This window comes from Oleomonas cavernae, from assembly GCF_003590945.1.
Classification (GTDB): Bacteria; Pseudomonadota; Alphaproteobacteria; order Zavarziniales; family Zavarziniaceae; genus Zavarzinia; species Zavarzinia cavernae.
The window spans coordinates 648,834-665,816 of the sequence record NZ_QYUK01000008.1; the positions used below are offsets into that span (position 1 = coordinate 648,834).

Here is a 16,983-nt window from a genome sequence, read left to right on the forward strand (position 1 = left end):
GGGCGGTCACACCGGCAATGACGCCGCGCGGCCATCGTTTTCCACGATATCGTCGGGATCCTCGTGAATGATCACCTCGGCGCCCGGAAAGGCCTGCATGATCGCAAGTTCAACGGCATCGGCGATGACATGGGCCTCGCGCAGCTTCATGTCACCGTCCAGTTCCAGGTGAAGCTGGATGAAGGTTGCCAAACCCGACCGGCGGGTACGCAAATCGTGCATGGCTTTGACCCGCGGCTCGGCCAGGACGATCGCCTTGATCTGCTCGCGCTCCTCGTCCGGCAATTCCCGGTCCATCAGCATGTCGTAGGCGCCGCTGCCGATGCCCCAGGCACCCCACAGCAGGATCACCGCGACCCCGAAGGCGATCACGCCGTCGGCCTCGACCAGGCCGAACTGCCCGGCCAGCACCAGGGCGACGATCACGCCGGCGTTGGACAGGAGGTCGCTGAGATAGTGCAACCGATCGCCGGCCACGGCGAGCGAGTCCGCCCGCGCCAGGACATGGCGCTGGAACAGCACCAGCAGGATGGTCAGCAGGATCGAGACGATCATGACCGCGATGCCGACCAGGCCCTGCTCGACGGCGACCGGATCGATCACCCGGCGCACCGACTCAAACAGCAGAAACAGCCCGGAACCGGCAACGATCGCCGCCTGCAGCAGCCCGGCCAGGGCTTCCGCCTTGCCGTGGCCGAAGCGGTGCTCGCGGTCGGCCGGGGTCGTGGCCTGGCGTACCGCCAGCAGGGTGACCAGCGAGGCCGCGGCATCCAGGCCCGAATCGACCAGGCTGGCCAGCATCGAGACCGACCCGGTCATGATCCAGGCCACCGCCTTGATGCCGATCAGCACCACCGCCACCGCGACCGAGGCCATGGTCGCCCGGCGCATCAGCCGGGCGGCATCGGCAAGCTCTGACGCCTGGGCATTGGCTGTCGTCTGCGCGGTCATGGATAGAGCCGGTGAACCTTCCATACGTCACCGCCGGCGGGCGTGAACACCACGCGGTCGTGCAGGCGGAACGCCCTATCCTGCCAGAATTCCATGACAGATGGGGTAAGACGAAAGCCCGACCAGTGCGGCGGCCGGGGCACGGGGCCGCCCTCGAAGCGGGCCGAGACCTCGGCCACCGCCTGGTCGAAGGTGGCGCGGGCATCCAGCGGGCGGGACTGGGCGCTGGCCCAGGCCCCGATCTGCGAATCGCGCGGGCGCGAGGCGAAATAGGCATCGGCCTCGGCGTCGCTGACCACCGAAATCACCCCTTCGGCCCGCACCTGGCGCTTCAGGCTCTTCCAGTGAAAATCGATCGCCGCATAGGGATTTTCCAACAATTCCAAGCCCTTGCGGCTTTCGAAATTGGTGTAGAAGACGAAGCCGCGCGAATCGTAGCCCTTCATCAGCAAGATCCGCACCGAGGGCCGGCCGGCCGTCGTGGTGGCCACCGACATCGCATTGGCGTCATTGGGCTCGGCTGCCTCCGCTTCCGCGAACCAGGCAGCGAACAGGGCATAGGGGCCACGCTGCGCCAGAATCGCGTCGCTGGACGACGACAAGAGATCAGACATGAAGAAAACCTCGATTATCGGGAGACAACGGACCACAGGGTGGGCTAAGAGGCAAGGCGGGCGCATGCCCCCGTGATCATGGCAGCCGATCGGCAGCCATGGCTTGAGGGGCAGACGCAGACCGCTATAATCCGCGCGCTTTGCATGATCGACCTTGAGGGGGATCAACGTATGTCGACTGGCGCCGGCCTGATGGCCGGAAAACGTGGTGTGGTGATGGGCGTCGCCAACGACCGTTCCATCGCCTGGGGCATTGCCCAGGCCATCCATGCCCAGGGCGGGCAGCTTGCGTTCACCTATCTGGGCGAGGCGCTGGAGAAGCGCGTGCGCCCGCTGGCGGCCGAAGTGGGCACGCCGGATGCCCTGATCCTGCCGTGCGATGTCGCAGACCTCGCTTCGATCGATTCGGTGTTCGAGGCCGTGAAGGCGCAATGGGGCACGATCGATTTCGTGATCCATGCCATCGCCTATTCCGACAAGGACGAGCTCAAGGGCCGCTACGTCGACACCTCCCCTGAGAACTTCAAGCAGAGCCTCTATATCTCCTGCTATTCCTTCACCTATATCGCCAAGGTCGCCGAGCCGCTGATGCCCGACGGCGGCTCGCTGCTCACCCTGTCCTACTACGGGGCGGAAAAGGTGATGCCGCACTACAACGTCATGGGCGTCGCCAAGGCGGCGCTCGAGGCCTCGGTGCGCTACCTGGCGGAAGACCTGGGCAAGAACCGCATCCGGGTCAACGCGATCTCGGCCGGGCCGATCAAGACGCTCGCCGCCTCGGCGATCGGCGACTTCCGCCTGATCTTGAAGTGGAACGAGTACAACTCGCCCCTGCGCCGCAACGTCTCGACCGAGGATGTCGGCGGCGCCGGGCTCTACCTGGTGTCCGACCTCTCGCGCGGCGTGACCGGCGAGGTGCACCATGTCGACTCCGGCTATCATGTCGTGGGCATGAAGGCGGCCGACGCGCCCGACATCGCGGTGGTGTGATTTGTCCCATAACAGCTTCGGTCATCTCTTCCGCGTCACCACCTGGGGCGAAAGCCACGGGCCGGCGCTGGGCTGCGTCGTCGATGGCGTGCCCCCCGCCTGCCCCTGACCGAGGCTGACATCCAGGGTTTTCTCGACAAGCGCAAGCCGGGTCAAAGCCGCTTCACCACCCAGCGGCGCGAAGACGACGCGGTGAAGATCCTCTCCGGCACCTACGAGGGCCAGACGACGGGCACGCCGATCAGCCTGCTGATCGAGAACACCGACCAGCGCTCGAAGGATTACACCGAGATCGCGCAGAAATTCCGCCCCGGCCATGCCGACTTCACCTATCAGGTGAAATACGGCATCCGCGACCCGCGCGGCGGCGGCCGTTCGTCGGCGCGCGAAACCGCGGCCCGGGTCGCTGCCGGCGCCGTCGCCCGCAAGGTCCTGGGGCCGAACATCATGGTGCGCGGCGCCCTGATCCAGGTCGGCAGCCGGCTCATCGACCGGGCGCGCTGGGATTGGGACGAAGTCGATCGCAATCCCTTCTTCTGCCCTGATGCGCAGACCGCGGCACTGTGGGCCGAGGATCTGGACGCGGTGCGCAAGGCCGGTTCCTCGGTCGGCGCCGTGATCGAGGTGATCGCCTCGGGCGTGCCGGCCGGGCTCGGCGCGCCGCTCTACGGCAAGCTCGATTCAGATCTCGCCGGTGCCTTGATGTCGATCAACGCGGTCAAGGGTGTCGAGATCGGTGCGGGCTTCGGCGCCGCCGCCCTCACCGGCGAGGAGAACGCCGACGAGATGCGCATGGAGAACGGCCGCGTTACCTTCAAGTCGAACAAGGCCGGCGGCGTCCTGGGCGGCATTTCGACCGGGCAGGAGGTGATCGCCCGCTTCGCGGTGAAGCCGACTTCCTCGATTCTCACGTCCCGCGAAAGCGTCACCGTATCGGGCGACAACACCGATGTCTCGACCAAGGGCCGCCACGACCCCTGCGTCGGCATCCGCGCCGTACCGGTGGGCGAGGCCATGGTCGCCTGCGTCCTGGCCGACCACCTGCTGCGCCACCGCGCCCAGGTGGGGTGATCTCAGGCCGCCAGTTCGACGAGCCGGATCGCCTTCTCAGGACAGGCGACGACGCATAAGCCGCAAGCCTGGCAGGCATCGGCGCGCGGGGTGAAGGCCGTCTTGCGGCCGTGCGCGGTCATTTTCAGGCGGATGAAGAACGACATGGCGCGGAATTCGTCATCGGGAATGCGGCCGATCTCGAAGACGTCATGGGGGCACACCGCGATGCAGTCCGATTTGCCCTCGCATTTGTTGCGATCGACCACGGGCTTGTAGCTGGCCGGTTCGGCCCGGCACAGCTTGCCCGGCCGCTTGGGATCGGCGGCCGCCTTGCGCGCCTTCTCAAGGTCCCTGCTCGCTCCAGCCATCGACGCCCCCTCTGCGGTTCGCCTGGACGCTATCACTCGCCCAGGGTGATCGTCTCGGCGATTTCGATGCCGAAGCCAGAGAGCCCGACATAGGCGAAGGCCGAAGCGGAGGCGGAGGCCGAGATCAGGTTGCGGATCGAGACCACGCCCAGGTCCTTCAGGATCTGGGCGCCCAGACCGATCTCCCGCCACTGATGGGTGCGCTGCGCTTCCGAGCCGCCTTCGGCCGATGCCAGGGCGGTCGCCGGGACGCCGGCGGTGCCATCGCGCAGATAGAGCAGGACGCCGCGCCCTTCCTTGGCGAAGTGTTCCAGCGCCTGGTTCAGCAGCGGGGCGCCGCCGAAGATGTCGGCGATGACATTGGCCCGGTGCAGGCGCGCCGGCACGCCCCGGCCGTCACCCAGGTCGCCGCGGACGAAGGCGAAGTGCTGTACCGGGTCGAAGGGCGTCACATAGGCATAGCCGGTCAGGGCGCCATGGGGATTGGCGACGGGGAAGGTTGCCACCCGCTCGACCAGTTTCTCGCGCGACTGGCGATAGGCGATGAGGTCGGCGACCGAGATGCGTTTCAGCTTGTGTTTCTCGGCGAAGGCCTCGATCTGCTTGCCCTTCATCACCGTGCCGTCGTCATTGGCCAGCTCGCAGATGACGCCCACCGGCGGCAGGCCCGCCAGCCGGCACAGGTCGACCGCGGCTTCCGTGTGGCCCGAGCGCATCAGCACGCCGCCGTCACGCGCGATCAGCGGGAAGACATGGCCGGGACGGACGAAATCGCCCGGCCCCATGTTGTTGTTGGCCAAGGCGCGGACCGTGTTGGCGCGCTGCTCGGCCGAAATGCCGGTGGTGAGGCCGTGGCGGGTGTCGACGGTGATGGTGAAATTGGTCCCCAGCGGCGCATCGTTGGCCGAGACCATGGGATCGAGCCGCAAGCGTCGCGCCTCGCCCGCGGGCAGGGGCGCGCAGACGATGCCGCAGGTATTGCGAATGATGAAGGCCATCTTCTCCGGCGTGCACAGGGAGGCGGCACAGATCAGGTCGCCCTCGTTCTCGCGGTCGTCGTCGTCGGTCACGATGACGATCTCGCCCCGGGCGATCGCCGCGATGGCCTCGGTCACGGTGTGCGCCATGAAGATCTCCTGCGCGGCGCCGATGAAATCGTTCGGCGTCACGGCCCCGTTGGTGACGCGGAGGATCAGCGCCGCGGTCTCCCGCGACATCCAGGCCGCCTCGTTGTTGCATAGCTGCGTCACCGCCGCCGGCGAAACGCCCAGGCGCCGCGCCAGTTCGACCCGTGTCAGTCCCTCACGGTCCAGCCATTCCGTCAGCTTCATGATCGCATCATAGCAAAGAAGAATTTAAGTTAAACTAAAATCTATAAGACAATGCGCGGGATTTTTCTCTGCTCGAATTTGTCATCCCGGCGAAGGCCGGGATCCATGCCGATATAGATCGAGCTGTTCAGACGAAAGCACGCCCGCGCCGCCAATGGATCCCGGCCTTCGCCGGGATGACGACAGAAGACTACCCCCACGGGCCGCGCACCGGCCGTAGCCGGGCGCGGAAGGGGCGGATCAGCAGGGCGCCGACCAGGAAGCCGCCGACATGGGCCGCCCAGGCGATGCTGTCGGCCGCCGCCGCCCCCGAAATCCCGTCGAGGATCTGGATGGCGAACCACAGGCCGATCACCAGGAAGGCCGGCAAGGGCAGCGGGAAGAAGCCGACCAGCACCACCACCCGCTGGTGCGGATAGAGCATGAGATAGGCGCCCAGCACGCCGGAAATCGCGCCCGACGCGCCGATCACCGGCGCCAGCGAGGTGGGATCGATCAGCCCCTCGGCCAGGGCCGCCGCGGCGGCGCAGAACAGGTAGAAGCCGAGGTAGAGCACCGGCCCCAGGGCATCCTCGACATTGTTGCCGAAGATCCACAGGAACAGCATGTTGCCGGCCAGATGCCAGAAGTCGCCATGCAGGAAGGCATAGGTCAGCAGCGAGGCGCCCGCCGGCACGGCACCGATGTCATAGCTGGCCGGCACCTCCTGGAACAGGAAGAACGGCACGAAGCCGTAACGCACGGCGTCCACCTCGACATGCCCCAGCACCTGCTGCAGGGCCCAGACCGCGATGCAGGCGATCATCAGGCCGTAGTTGACGATGGGCGCCTTGCGCGTCGGCAGGCCGTCATAGACCGGGAAAACCAAGCTCAATCCCTCGTGAAGCGCATGGCCTTGGACAGGAAGGCCGGCGCCGCCGCCGCCAGCCGCAGGCCGGCCGCGGCGAAGAGTGCGCCCAGGTCGGCCTGGGCGTAGGTGCTGAAGTAGGGCTCGTGAAAGGCGCGGGGAAAGAAGTCGAGCAGCCCGTCGAATGGCGGCACGTCGCCCGCCTGCAAGGCATCGACCAGGACGACGCCGCCGCCCGGCTTCACCACCCGGGCGAATTCCGCGGCGACACCCTCGCGGATTTTCGGCGGCAGTTCGTGGAACAGGTAGACGCAGGTGATCGCATCCAGGCTCGCATCGGCAAAGGGCAGCGCCTCCGCCTTGGCCTGCACGAAGTGCATCCGGCCCCGGCCCTCGAGGCGGCGCTGGGCCTTGCGCAGGTAGGCGGGGCTGAGATCGACGGCGGTTACATCCAGCCGCGGCCAGGTCGCCTTCATGTCGGCGATCAGGCCGCCGGTGCCGCAGGCGACATCGGCCACCCGGACGGCGCGAAGATCGCGCCCGGCCAGGATCGTGCGCAGGTGCGGCAGGGCCTGGCGGCGCATCGCCCCGCCGGTGCCGGTGAACAGCACCTCCACCTGGTGGTCGTAGAGCGCGGCGGAACGGTCGCTGAGCCAGCCATCGGTCTGGAAATGGAAATTCTGCAGATAGTAACGCGGATAGATGCGCCGGATCTCGTCGTCCAGAACTTCCGCATGGGCGCCCTCGCGGCGCCGGCGCGCCACCTGGGGCAGATCCTGGAAAAAGCGCACGGCGTTGCGCAGGGCCGGTCCCGGCCGCAGCGCCAGATCGTCGGGCATGGCATAGAGCCCGGCCTCGATATTGGCGAGGTCGCGGGCGAACAGGTCCTCGATCGCCGCCAGCAAGGGGCGCCAGCCGGTGCCCTGGCCCTTGTTGCTGCGGTCGATTGCCCCGCGCGAGGCCCGGGTCAACCGCTCCGCCGCCAGGTACTGCCCGGCGAACCACGCGACGCGCATGGCCCGGGCGGTGCCGTAAGCCAGCCGTCTGCCGCGCGATGCCGCCATGACCCTACCTCTCGAAGCTCGCCACCAGTTCGATATGGGACGACCAGGCAAACTGGTCCACCGGCTGAACGTCGCTCAAATGGAAACCGGCGTCGACCAGGATACGCGCATCCCGCGCAAAGGTCGCGGGGTTGCAGGAGACGGCGACGATGCGGCGGACGGGCGAGTCGGCCAGGGTCCGGCTCTGCGCCTCCGCCCCGTCGCGCGGCGGGTCGATCACCACCGTGTCGCCGGCATCGAATTCCACCGCTTCCACCGGCCGGCGATAGAGGTCGCGGCGCAGGGCGGTGATGGCCTTCAGGCCCTTGGCACCGCGCGCGCCCCGGGACAGGGCATCGATCGCCGGCTGGTCGCCCTCGATCGCCCAGACCGGCGCCAGCTTCGCCAGGGGGAAGGTGAAGGTGCCGCAACCGGCAAACAGGTCGACCACGCGTTTAGGGCTGCCGATCCGCGCCAGCACCTGCTCGCGCAGGGCCGCCTCGCCGGCGGCGCTGGGCTGCAGGAAGCCGGCCGGCGGCGGGGTGACCAGGGTGCCGCCGAAATCCAGGCTGGGCGCTGCCCGCTCCAGGATGGTCTCGCCCGCCGCCGTCAGGCGGGCGATATTATGCGTCCCGGCGAAATCGGCCAGCGCCTCGCGTATCCCTAAATCGATGCGCAGCTTGCCGTCCAGCACCAGGTCCATGCCGCCGGTCGCCACCGTCACCGTCGCCGCCTCGAACCGCACCTGCTTCGCCAGTTCGCGCAGGGGCGCGATCAGGCGGCCGATGGCCGCCAGCACGGCGGGGCAAGCCGCCAGATCGACCAGCCGGTGATTGCGCCGCTCGTGAAAGCCCAGCAGCACCCGCTTGCCGATGCGCAGCACAGCAAAGCGCGCGCGCCGCCGCTCGCCCGGCGGCAGCATGATGGTGGGCAGCACGGCCGCCGCGTCGAAGCCGCGATGGGCCAGTGCCACGGCGACCTGCTCGCGCTTGAACGCGGCCACGGCCTCGGGCGCCAGGTGCTGCATCTGGCAGCCGCCGCAGGTACCGAAATGATTACAGGCGGGCTCGATCCGCTGGGGCGAAGGGACGAGGATCGCATCCAAGCTCGCACTCTTGCCGTCGACCGCCAGGCGCACCCGTTCGCCCGCCAGGGTGAAGGGGACATGGAACTGCGCTCGTTCCGTCTGCGCAACGCCATCGCCCTGGGCGCCGATGCGGGCGATGGTGGCCTCGACCAATTCAGGCATCGCGCACCGCCCCGATCAGGAATTCGACATTGCCCTCGGGCCCGCGGATCGGGCTCTCGGTGACGCCCAGCACGCGCCAGCCCGGCAGGCTGCCCACCCAGGCCTCGATCCGGTCGCACACTTCCTTGTGCAATTCCGGCTCGCGCACCACGCCGCCCTTGCCCACCCGGCCCTTGCCGACCTCGAACTGCGGCTTGATCAGGGCGACCAGATGGGCGCCGGGCCGGGTCAGGGCCAGCGGCGCCGGCAGCACGGTCTCCAGCCCGATGAAGCTGGCGTCGCACACCACCAGATCGATGGCATCGGGCACCAGGGTCGCGTCCAGCCGGCGGGCGTTGGTGCGTTCCATCACCACCACGCGCGGGTCGTTGCGCAGCTTCCACGCCAGTTGGCCGTGCCCGACATCGACGGCATAGACCTTGGCCGCGCCGCGGGTGAGCAGGACATCGGTGAAGCCGCCGGTCGAGGCGCCGACATCGAGCGCGATCAGCCCCGCGGGATCGATGGCGAAGCTGGCCAGGCCCTTTTCCAGCTTCAGCCCGCCGCGCGAGACCCAAGGGTGGGCCTGGCCCTTCACCTCGATAGCGATGTCCTCGGCCACCTTGTCGCCGGCCTTGTCCAGGCGCCTGGTGCCGGCGAAGACCTGGCCCGCCATGATCACGGCCTGGGCCCGCGCCCGGCTTTCCGCCAGGCCGCGATCGACGAGCAACTGGTCGAGGCGGATCTTGGTCATGACCGGCCGATCATGCCGCAAGGCCGAAGGCGGCGCGATAGGCAGGGATCGCCCGCCGCCCGGCAAAACGCCGGACCATCAGCCCGGCGACAAGGCCCAGTGCCAGCACGAAGCCCCACCAGACGCCGATGCCGCCCATCTTTAACGGGAAGGCCAGGGCCCACGAGGTCGTGAAGCCGATCACCCAATAACCGACCAGGGCATAGATCATGGGGACGCGCGTATCCTTGATCCCGCGCAGCAGGTTGGCACCCACCACCTGGCCCGCGTCGACCACCTGGAACAGCGCGGCCAGCATCATGAAATCCCGCGCATAGGCGAAGACCACCGACGTCTCCGGCCCGGTGATGTCGGTCAGGAAGATGCCGACCAGCGTCTGCGGGAACAGCACGAAGCTCAGGCCCAACAGGCCCATCACGCTGCAGCCCAGGGCCAGGGCGGTCCACCCGGTGAGTGCGACGCCCGACTGGTCGCGCGCACCCGCGGCGATGCCGATGCGGATGCCCGCCGCCTGGGCGATACCCAGCGCAAACATGAAGGTGATGGCGCAGAACTGGATCGACAATTGATGCGCCGCCAGCGCCAGCGGGCTGATCAGGCCCATCAACTGTGCGGCACCGGCAAACAGCAGCACCTCGAAGGTCAGGGTCAGGCCGATCGGCGTGCCCAGCCGCAGCACCTCGACAAAACGGCGCCGGTCGGCCCGCCAGAACCGGCCGAACAGGTGGAAGCGGCGGAAGTGGCCGAAGACGATCACCAGGGCCAGTGCAATCAAGCCCATCAGGCCGGTCACGCTGGAACCGATGCCGGCCCCGACCAGCCCTAGGGGCGGGGCGCCCCAGTTGCCGAAGATCAGGGCATAGTTGATCAGGCCGTTCACCGGCACCTGGGCCAGCGCAATGACCAGGGCCGCCCGCGGCCGGTCATAGGTTGCCATGAAGCTGCGCAGCACGATGAACCAGGTGCCGGTCAGCAAGGTGGGCAACAGCGAGCGGACATAGTCCGCCGCCTGGGCGGCCAGCCGGGGCTCGTGCCCGATCAGGGAAAACAGCGCATCGCTGTGCCACAGCCCCGCGAACACGGGCACGCAGACCAGGCCCGTCACCCACAGGGCCTGGCGCACCGTGCGGCGCACCTCGCGCACATGATGGCGCCGGGCGCCGACAGCGAAGGCCATCATCGGCGTCGCCCCTTGCGCCACGCCCATCAGGTACATCATCGGCACGATCAGCACGGAAAAGCCCAGCGAGGCCGCGGCCAGCGCCTCCGGCCCGACATGGCCCAGCAGGATGGTGTCGGTGGTCAGCATGGCAATGCCGGCCAGCTGCCCGAAGGCCAGCGGCACGCCCAGCGTGGACAAGGCGCGGGCCTCGCCGGCCCAAGCCCGCCATCCACCGCCCGTCGCCCGGGTCATCTCCACCGCCGCGGTCATCGCGAACGCCTCCCAAAACAGCCGGCCAATATGGCGGCGGTCGCCGGCGATGGAAAGGGCCAGGGTGGCAGGGCAGCCCTGCACCCGTCCGCGCCGCGCTTGGACAGCCACTGTGCGTCCTTCGAGACGCCACGCTGCGCGCGGCTCCTCAGGATGAGGCAAGTCTTTTTGCCATAAAGATTTTCCTCATCCTGAGGAGGCCCGCAGGGCCGTCTCGAAGGACGCACAATGTCGATGCCGCGAAGTACAATCCGAAAGGCGCCATTGTCGCCGCCTTCGCACTTGCGCCAACATGGGCTTCTGCGCGGCCAAGTGGCGTTGCCGCGAACCCGAGGAGACCCAGGCCCGTGAAGCGCACCCCTTTCGTCATGGTGGTCTATAGCGATTTTGCCGGCCAGGTCCGGGGCAAGGGCTTTCCCGCCGCCGAACTGCCCGGCCGCTGGCATCAGGGTGTCGGCTGGACGCCGACCAACATCATGATCAACTGCTTCGGCGCCATCCCCGCCACCCCTTTCGGCCCGCGCGGCGACCTCCTGCTGGTGCCCGACCCGGAGGGCCAGGTCCTGGTCGATTTCGCGGACGGCAGCGTTCCCGAACACTTCATCCTGGGCGACGTGCTGGAAATGGACCGCACGCCCTGGGCCTGCTGCCCGCGCAACTATCTCAAACAGGCGATCGACCGGCTGCGCGACGACCACGGCCTGCACCTGCGCGTGGCCTTCGAACACGAGCTTTATCACGGCGGGGTGCAGGCGCGGCCGGGCGGCGCCTATGGCCTCGACGCGGTGCGCCGCGCCGGCGACTTTCCCCACGCCCTGCTCGCCGCCCTCGATGCGGCCAAGCTGGAACCCGAGACATTCCTGCCCGAATACGGCCCCTGCCAGCTCGAGGTGACGGTGCGCCCGGCCCTGGCGCTGGAGGCGGCCGACCGGGCGGTGAAACTGCGCCAGATTGCGCAGGGCCTGGCCTGGCGCCAGGGCAGTTGGGTCAGCTTCTCGCCGGTGGTCACCCCCGGCATCGTCGGCAACGGCGTGCACATTCATTTCAGCCTGGAGACGGTGGCGGGACAGCCCCTGTCCCACGATCCCGCCGCCCCCGACGGCATCGGCGACATCGCCTCCCGGTTTCTCGCCGGCATCATCGCCCATGGGCCGGCCTTGAGCGCCTTGACCGCGCCCAGCGTGCTGTCCTACGAGCGGCTGAAGCCCAATTCCTGGAGCACCCACGTCACCAACATCGGCCGGCGCGACCGCGAGGCCTTCATCCGCATCTGCCCGGTTTCGGATGTGCCCGGCGCCGATGTCGCCAAGAGCTTCAATTTCGAGTATCGCGCGGCCGACGGCGCCGCCAGCCCTTACCTCGCCTTAGGGGGATTGATCCGTGCCGGGCTCGACGGCCTTACCCGCGGCGAACGCGCCCCGGCCGCGACGCAGGAGGGGCCGGGCGCCCTGTCACCGCAGGAGTGGCAGCAACGGCAGATCCGGCCCCTGCCGGCCAGCCTGGCCGCCGCCCTCGACGCGCTGGAACAGGAGGGCGACGTGCTCATGGAAAACACCGTGATGCGCGGCGCCTACGTCCTGCACAAGCGCGGCGAGATCGCCCATGTGCGGGACCTGGACGTGCCCGCCCTCGCCGCCCTCTATGCCCGCGTCTATTGAAGTGAAGGCTTGATCGATGGCCAAACCCTACCGCACCCGCGACCTGCCCCTGGTGCCCGAACGCACCGCCATCATCGTGATCGACGCGCAGAACAGCCTGATCACGCAAGACACGCCCAGGACCCAGCCCTATCTCTACGACCAGGTCACCCGCATCGCCCTGCCCAACATCGCCCGGCTGATCGCTGCCGGCCGCCAGGCGGGTGTCGAGGTCATGTACACGGTGATCGAAAGCCTGACGCTCGACGGGCGCGACCGCAGCCTCGACTACAAGGTCAGCAACTTCAACTACCCCAAGGGCGGCTGGCAATCCAAGGTGCTGGAGGCGATCGCACCGGTGGGCGACGAGATCGTCCTGCCCAAGACCTCGTCCAGCCTGTTCAATTCGACCATCTTCGACTATCTGCTGCGGAACTTGAGTGTCGACGCGGTGATCGCCGTGGGCTTCCTGACCGACCAGTGCGTGGACACGGCGGTGCGCGACGGCGCCGACCGCGGCTATGAGATGATCTGCGCCGTGGACGCCTGCGCCACCGAAAGCCAGGACCGCCACGACTGGGCCCTGCGCCTCAACAAGGGCTATTGCCGCCAGGCCACGACCGACGCCTTGATCGCGGAGATGGGGGGAGGGGTTTAAGGTAGTTCCCGAAACGGGAAAACCCTCTTGTTCCCAATACGGGAATGGCGTATAAGTGCCCATGAGGATCATCGCCACCAGCAACCTCGCCAAATACGCGGAAAAGCATCCCGAGACGCTGACCGCGCTGGTTCATTGGCAGACGGTGGCGAAGGCGGCGAATTGGAAGTCGACGCAGGAAGTCCTCGGCTTCTTCACCAAGGCCAAGGTTCTGAATGCCGAGCGCGTGCGCTTCGAGATCGCCGGCGGCAATTACCGACTGATCGTTTCGTTCAATTTCGTGGTCGGCATCGCCTTCATCAAGTTCATCGGCACTCATGCCGAATACGACAAGATCAACGCGCTGACCGTCTCGCAGTTTTAGGAGGCCGCCGTGAAAATCCGCCCCATCCGTACCGACGCCGATCATGAAGCCGCCCTCAGGGAGGTAGAGCGCCTGTGGAACGCGGCCCCCGGTTCGCCGGACGCCGACAAGCTCGATATCCTCGCCACCCTGATCGAGGCCTACGAGGCCAAGCGTTACCCCCTTCCCGCGGTCGACCCGATCGACTTCCTCAAGGCCCACATGGAAGCGACGGGGCGCCAGCAAAGCGACCTCGCCGCGCTCCTGGGCTCCAAGCCCCGCGCCTCCGAGATCCTCAACCGCAAGCGTGTGCTCACCGTCGAGATGATCTACAAGCTCCACTCGGCCTGGGACATTCCGGCGGAAGCGCTGGTGCGCCCGTATCACGACGCGGCCTGAAGATGCTGACCGACCGTTTCGACGAAGCCCTGGCCTATGCCAGCCGACTGCACCGCGCCCAGGTGCGCAAGGGTACGAGCATCCCCTACGTCTCGCACCTGATGTCGGTCTGCGCCCTGGTGCTGGAGCATGGCGGCACCGAGGACCAGGCCATCGCCGCCCTGCTGCACGACGCGGCGGAGGACCAGGGCGGCGCGCAGACCCTGGCCGAAATCGAAGGGCGCTTCGGCAAGGCCGTCGCCGCCATCGTCGCCGACTGCACCGACTCCTGGGTCGAGCCCAAGCCGCCCTGGCGCGCCCGCAAGGAAGCCTATCTCGCTGCCCTGCCCCACAAGCCGCCCGCCTCGCTCCTGGTCTCGCTCGCCGACAAGACCCACAACGCCCGGGCGATCCTGGCCGACTACCGCACCATCGGCCCGGCGATCTGGGACCGCTTCACCGGCGGCCGCGACGGCACACTTTGGTACTATGGGGCGCTGCGGGATGTTTTTGGGGTCGCCTGCCCGGGGCCGCTGGCGGCGGAACTGGGGCGGACAATCGGCGCGCTAGGCTCGTCGTTTGCCACCGCTGACCTGCCGCACGAGAAAGGTGAAGCGATCGCCAAGGGACGAATGGCGCCTGAGCATGATCATCTGAATGCCCTGCTGGAAGACGAATAACCTGACGTGCCATGCCCATCCCCTTGCCACAGTTGGGCCTGGTCATTTCCTACACCTATCTGTGGCACCATGAGCATCAGGTGGGACGCGAAGAGGGACGGGAGAATCGCCCTTGCGTTATCGTCCTGGCCCTCGAACACACTGACGATGGAACCACGATGGTGGCGGTGCTCCCCATCACCCATGCAGCACCGCGAGATCCGGCACTAGCCGTCGAGTTGCCTCGTCTCGTCAAGCAGCACCTTGGCCTTGATGGCGAACGCTCCTGGGTTCTGCTGCATGAAGGCAACGAATTCACTTGGCCGGGATACGACCTGAAGCCTCTGCCCGGCGCCAGGGACCGCTTCGATTGCGAAGGGGGTCTGCCGCCGTTTCGCAGTGACCCCGCAATATTCTGTCAGTAGAGCGGCACGCCGCAGCACTTTGACGCGAAAGTACTTATAGTGCTTTGATAAGGGCTCCTGCCCCTTGGCACGGTCAGGCTGGCGAGGTGGGGGATGTGCATCAGAAGACTAACCACGATTCTCTGGCTGACCGTGGCCACGGCACTGCTCCCCACTTCAGGTGCCAAGGCAGACCTCGTTAAGACGCTCGGACCAGTCTCCATACAGGGCAAATTCGGAAATTTTCAGATTCTGGTGAACGGTCAGGTGGTCGCAACCGACAGGGAAGTATCCACCCTGTTCATCGACGACGCCTTTCCCAGCCATGACCATCCCGAATGGGTATTACTTAGTTATGGTAGGGGCGGGAATTTTTGCGACGCCGCCTACAAGATATTGAATCTCCGAACCTCGCCACCGGCGCTCAGTTCAGCGGCCGATAACTGCCGTGCCTTGACCTATATGGTCACCCCAACACAACTCATCATCACTGATGGTGCAGGTGATATCTGGTTCTATACAGACAGCGGCGGTATGGAGAAGGCGCCCAAGCTAACGATCGAAGACGACGTCCGGCGTGGTACCGATGCCTATAAGTCTGGTGATTTCGATTTGGCACTCCGCTACCTATGGCCTTCCGCCGCCAGCAAAGACCCCCAGGCACCTTATCTGCTGGGTTTGATGTGGCACCTTGGTAAGGGGGTCGATCGAGACTACAAGCGCGCCAAAGAATTCTACGAGGCGGCAGCTGCACTTGGATATGCGCCCGCCATGTTCCGTGTCGGCACCCTTTACGCCAATGGTCGCGGGGTAGCCGTTGATTTTGTCACCGCGAACAGTTGGTATCGGAGAGCGGCCGACCTCGGCGATGGTAGCGCCCAATACAACCTGGGCCTCAACATTCTTGCTGGGCGAGGGGCAGCGAAGAGCGCGAAAGAAGCCTGTTTCTGGTTTCTCCTAGCAACCGAGAGGCTTGTGGATCCACATGACCTTGAGGCCGTCAAAAAAAATCTCGAAAGGACCCTGCCACAACTGAGCGATACGGAACTCGCAGAGGTGCGAAGGCAGGCACTCGAGTGGCAACCCGGCACGTTCTCCTTGTTCACCAAAGCCGCAGATTTGAAGGCGTGGATTGGAAAGCATCCGTTCAGCAAAGTGAATGGCTTCCAAATGTCGGAGGTGCCGGAGTTGGCCGTTCGACTCAAACTGGTCTTTGGTGACAAGGCAGCCCAGAGCTTTCCGATGATGGACGGGCCGGGTAGTGTCGCGGAGCAAGACGGATGGCTCGTCGTAAATACCTGCCAAGCTCATTTTTGCGACAAAGTACATTTCGATTTTGCGGTGGAGCTTCAGTCCTACGAGATTGTTGGATGTATCAGGTATGGGGATTTTGATAGGCAGACCGAAGTCTGGAGTGGCACTAACTTTACGCCGGTGTCACGTGAGCTGGTAACGCTGAATGAAGATCAGTGCGATATCCATAGGCTTGGCCCAGAAGGAATACTCGCTACGCTTGAGCGCCTTGCTCTTCGCGATAACGCCCCTTCCGTGACGAAACCGCCTAAGCCTGTCCCGCCGCCTCAGGGTGAGAGAACCGTTGGCACTGGGTATGTCATAGATCACATGACATCAATAGTTACCAATGCCCACGTGGTAAAGGAGTGTAGGGCGATTTCTGTTCGCCGCAGCCAAACGGCCGCAAAGGGAACGATCATTGCGTCGGATACCCGCAATGACCTAGCCCTCATTCGCGCAGACCTGCCGGATCTTACGCCGATCTATTTTCGCGAGGGACGCGGGATACGGCCTGCCGAGAGCGTTGTCGCTCTGGGATATCCCTATGCTGGCCTCCTCTCGACAATGCCGCAATCATCAACAGGCACGGTGACAGCCCTTGCGGGAATTGGCGATGACACAAGGCTTATGCAGATCAGCGCACCAATACAACCTGGCAATTCGGGTGGCCCGATCTTTGATCTTTCGGGCAACGTCGTCGGGACGGTCGTATCGACTCTTGATGCGATAGCAATCGCGGAGCTTACGGGCTCGGTTCCACAGAATGTGAACTTTGGTATCAAGGCATCTGTCGTTCGAGATTTTCTCGATTCCAATGGCGTGATCTACGCGACACGCGCCTCCACCGAAAAACTCGATCCCGCTGACGTCAGCGAACAGGGAATGCGGTCGGTCGTCATGATCGAGTGTACAAAATAGGTATCGCTCTTCGCGGCAAGGCTTGACGGCACAAGCTAGCAGCCGCGGCCCCGGACAGCTCCGGGGACACAACCTTGCA

The 16,983-nt window shown here is 66.1% G+C and carries 17 protein-coding genes and 1 pseudogene; 9 read left to right on the forward strand and 9 right to left on the reverse strand.

Translation table 11 applies throughout. The features are described 5' to 3' along the window. Positions 1-6: 6 nt before the first annotated feature. Together D3874_RS03415 and pdxH are read right to left on the reverse strand one after the other, a co-directional pair. Positions 7-951 carry a cation diffusion facilitator family transporter gene (locus tag D3874_RS03415; protein ID WP_147385506.1) on the reverse strand — a complete coding sequence of 315 codons (945 nt, stop codon included), beginning with the start codon at positions 949-951 and terminating at the stop codon, positions 7-9. Beyond that, a complete protein-coding gene (gene pdxH / locus D3874_RS03420) occupies positions 948-1,565 on the reverse strand; it encodes a pyridoxamine 5'-phosphate oxidase (protein ID WP_119776512.1) in 618 nt (205 codons plus the stop codon). Before pdxH ends, D3874_RS03415 begins: the two co-directional genes overlap by 4 nt. Before the next feature lie 171 nt (positions 1,566-1,736). Between pdxH and fabI the strand changes: the two genes are divergently transcribed. Together fabI and aroC are read left to right on the forward strand one after the other, a co-directional pair. Next, positions 1,737-2,555 carry an enoyl-ACP reductase FabI gene (fabI, locus tag D3874_RS03425; protein ID WP_119776514.1) on the forward strand — a complete coding sequence of 273 codons (819 nt, stop codon included), beginning with the start codon at positions 1,737-1,739 and terminating at the stop codon, positions 2,553-2,555. Between the two features lies 1 nt (position 2,556). Beyond that, a pseudogene (gene aroC / locus D3874_RS03430) lies at positions 2,557-3,626 on the forward strand (chorismate synthase). 2 nt (positions 3,627-3,628) lie between these two features. Here aroC and D3874_RS03435 read toward each other — a convergent pair. From D3874_RS03435 to D3874_RS03465, 7 genes are all read right to left on the reverse strand, one after another. Continuing rightward, complete coding sequence (locus D3874_RS03435) at positions 3,629-3,976, reverse strand: 4Fe-4S dicluster domain-containing protein (protein WP_119776516.1); 348 nt, start codon at positions 3,974-3,976, stop codon at positions 3,629-3,631. 32 nt (positions 3,977-4,008) lie between these two features. Next, complete coding sequence (gene ribB / locus D3874_RS03440) at positions 4,009-5,307, reverse strand: 3,4-dihydroxy-2-butanone-4-phosphate synthase (protein ID WP_119776519.1); 1,299 nt, start codon at positions 5,305-5,307, stop codon at positions 4,009-4,011. Positions 5,308-5,497: 190 nt separating this feature from the next. Further along, positions 5,498-6,175: a rhomboid family intramembrane serine protease gene (locus tag D3874_RS03445; protein ID WP_119776522.1), complete on the reverse strand. Its 678-nt coding sequence runs from the start codon at positions 6,173-6,175 to the stop codon at positions 5,498-5,500. 2 nt (positions 6,176-6,177) lie between these two features. Continuing rightward, positions 6,178-7,218, reverse strand: a complete 1,041-nt coding sequence (locus D3874_RS03450; RefSeq protein ID WP_119776524.1) for a class I SAM-dependent methyltransferase — start codon at positions 7,216-7,218, stop codon at positions 6,178-6,180. A 4-nt stretch (positions 7,219-7,222) separates the two neighbouring features. Further along, complete coding sequence (locus D3874_RS03455) at positions 7,223-8,446, reverse strand: class I SAM-dependent RNA methyltransferase (RefSeq protein WP_147385507.1); 1,224 nt, start codon at positions 8,444-8,446, stop codon at positions 7,223-7,225. Further along, the gene (locus D3874_RS03460) at positions 8,439-9,179 is read right to left on the reverse strand and encodes a TlyA family RNA methyltransferase (RefSeq protein WP_119776529.1); all 741 of its coding nucleotides are present in this window, start codon (positions 9,177-9,179) and stop codon (positions 8,439-8,441) included. Before D3874_RS03460 ends, D3874_RS03455 begins: the two co-directional genes overlap by 8 nt. A gap of 10 nt (positions 9,180-9,189) precedes the next feature. Then, the gene (locus D3874_RS03465) at positions 9,190-10,611 is read right to left on the reverse strand and encodes an MATE family efflux transporter (RefSeq protein ID WP_147385508.1); all 1,422 of its coding nucleotides are present in this window, start codon (positions 10,609-10,611) and stop codon (positions 9,190-9,192) included. A 347-nt stretch (positions 10,612-10,958) separates the two neighbouring features. Here D3874_RS03465 and D3874_RS03470 point away from each other — a divergent pair, with 347 nt between their 5' ends. The 7 genes from D3874_RS03470 to D3874_RS03500 all read left to right on the forward strand — a co-directional run bounded on the left by D3874_RS03470 (position 10,959) and on the right by D3874_RS03500 (position 16,904). Beyond that, positions 10,959-12,269: a type I glutamate--ammonia ligase gene (locus tag D3874_RS03470; protein WP_147385509.1), complete on the forward strand. Its 1,311-nt coding sequence runs from the start codon at positions 10,959-10,961 to the stop codon at positions 12,267-12,269. A gap of 16 nt (positions 12,270-12,285) precedes the next feature. Then, positions 12,286-12,906 carry an isochorismatase family cysteine hydrolase gene (locus D3874_RS03475; RefSeq protein WP_119776537.1) on the forward strand — a complete coding sequence of 207 codons (621 nt, stop codon included), beginning with the start codon at positions 12,286-12,288 and terminating at the stop codon, positions 12,904-12,906. 61 nt (positions 12,907-12,967) lie between these two features. Beyond that, positions 12,968-13,270 (forward strand): type II toxin-antitoxin system HigB family toxin, encoded by a 303-nt coding sequence (locus D3874_RS03480; protein WP_119776539.1) that lies wholly within the window; start codon positions 12,968-12,970, stop codon positions 13,268-13,270. A gap of 9 nt (positions 13,271-13,279) precedes the next feature. Continuing rightward, positions 13,280-13,648: a helix-turn-helix domain-containing protein gene (locus tag D3874_RS03485; RefSeq protein WP_119776542.1), complete on the forward strand. Its 369-nt coding sequence runs from the start codon at positions 13,280-13,282 to the stop codon at positions 13,646-13,648. Positions 13,649-13,650: 2 nt separating this feature from the next. Next, a complete protein-coding gene (locus D3874_RS03490) occupies positions 13,651-14,307 on the forward strand; it encodes an HD domain-containing protein (RefSeq protein WP_119776544.1) in 657 nt (218 codons plus the stop codon). Between the two features lie 11 nt (positions 14,308-14,318). Next, positions 14,319-14,711 carry a growth inhibitor PemK gene (locus D3874_RS27800; RefSeq protein WP_147385510.1) on the forward strand — a complete coding sequence of 131 codons (393 nt, stop codon included), beginning with the start codon at positions 14,319-14,321 and terminating at the stop codon, positions 14,709-14,711. 132 nt (positions 14,712-14,843) lie between these two features. Continuing rightward, positions 14,844-16,904 (forward strand): tetratricopeptide repeat-containing serine protease family protein, encoded by a 2,061-nt coding sequence (locus tag D3874_RS03500; RefSeq protein ID WP_158595811.1) that lies wholly within the window; start codon positions 14,844-14,846, stop codon positions 16,902-16,904. Positions 16,905-16,983 lie beyond the last annotated feature (79 nt).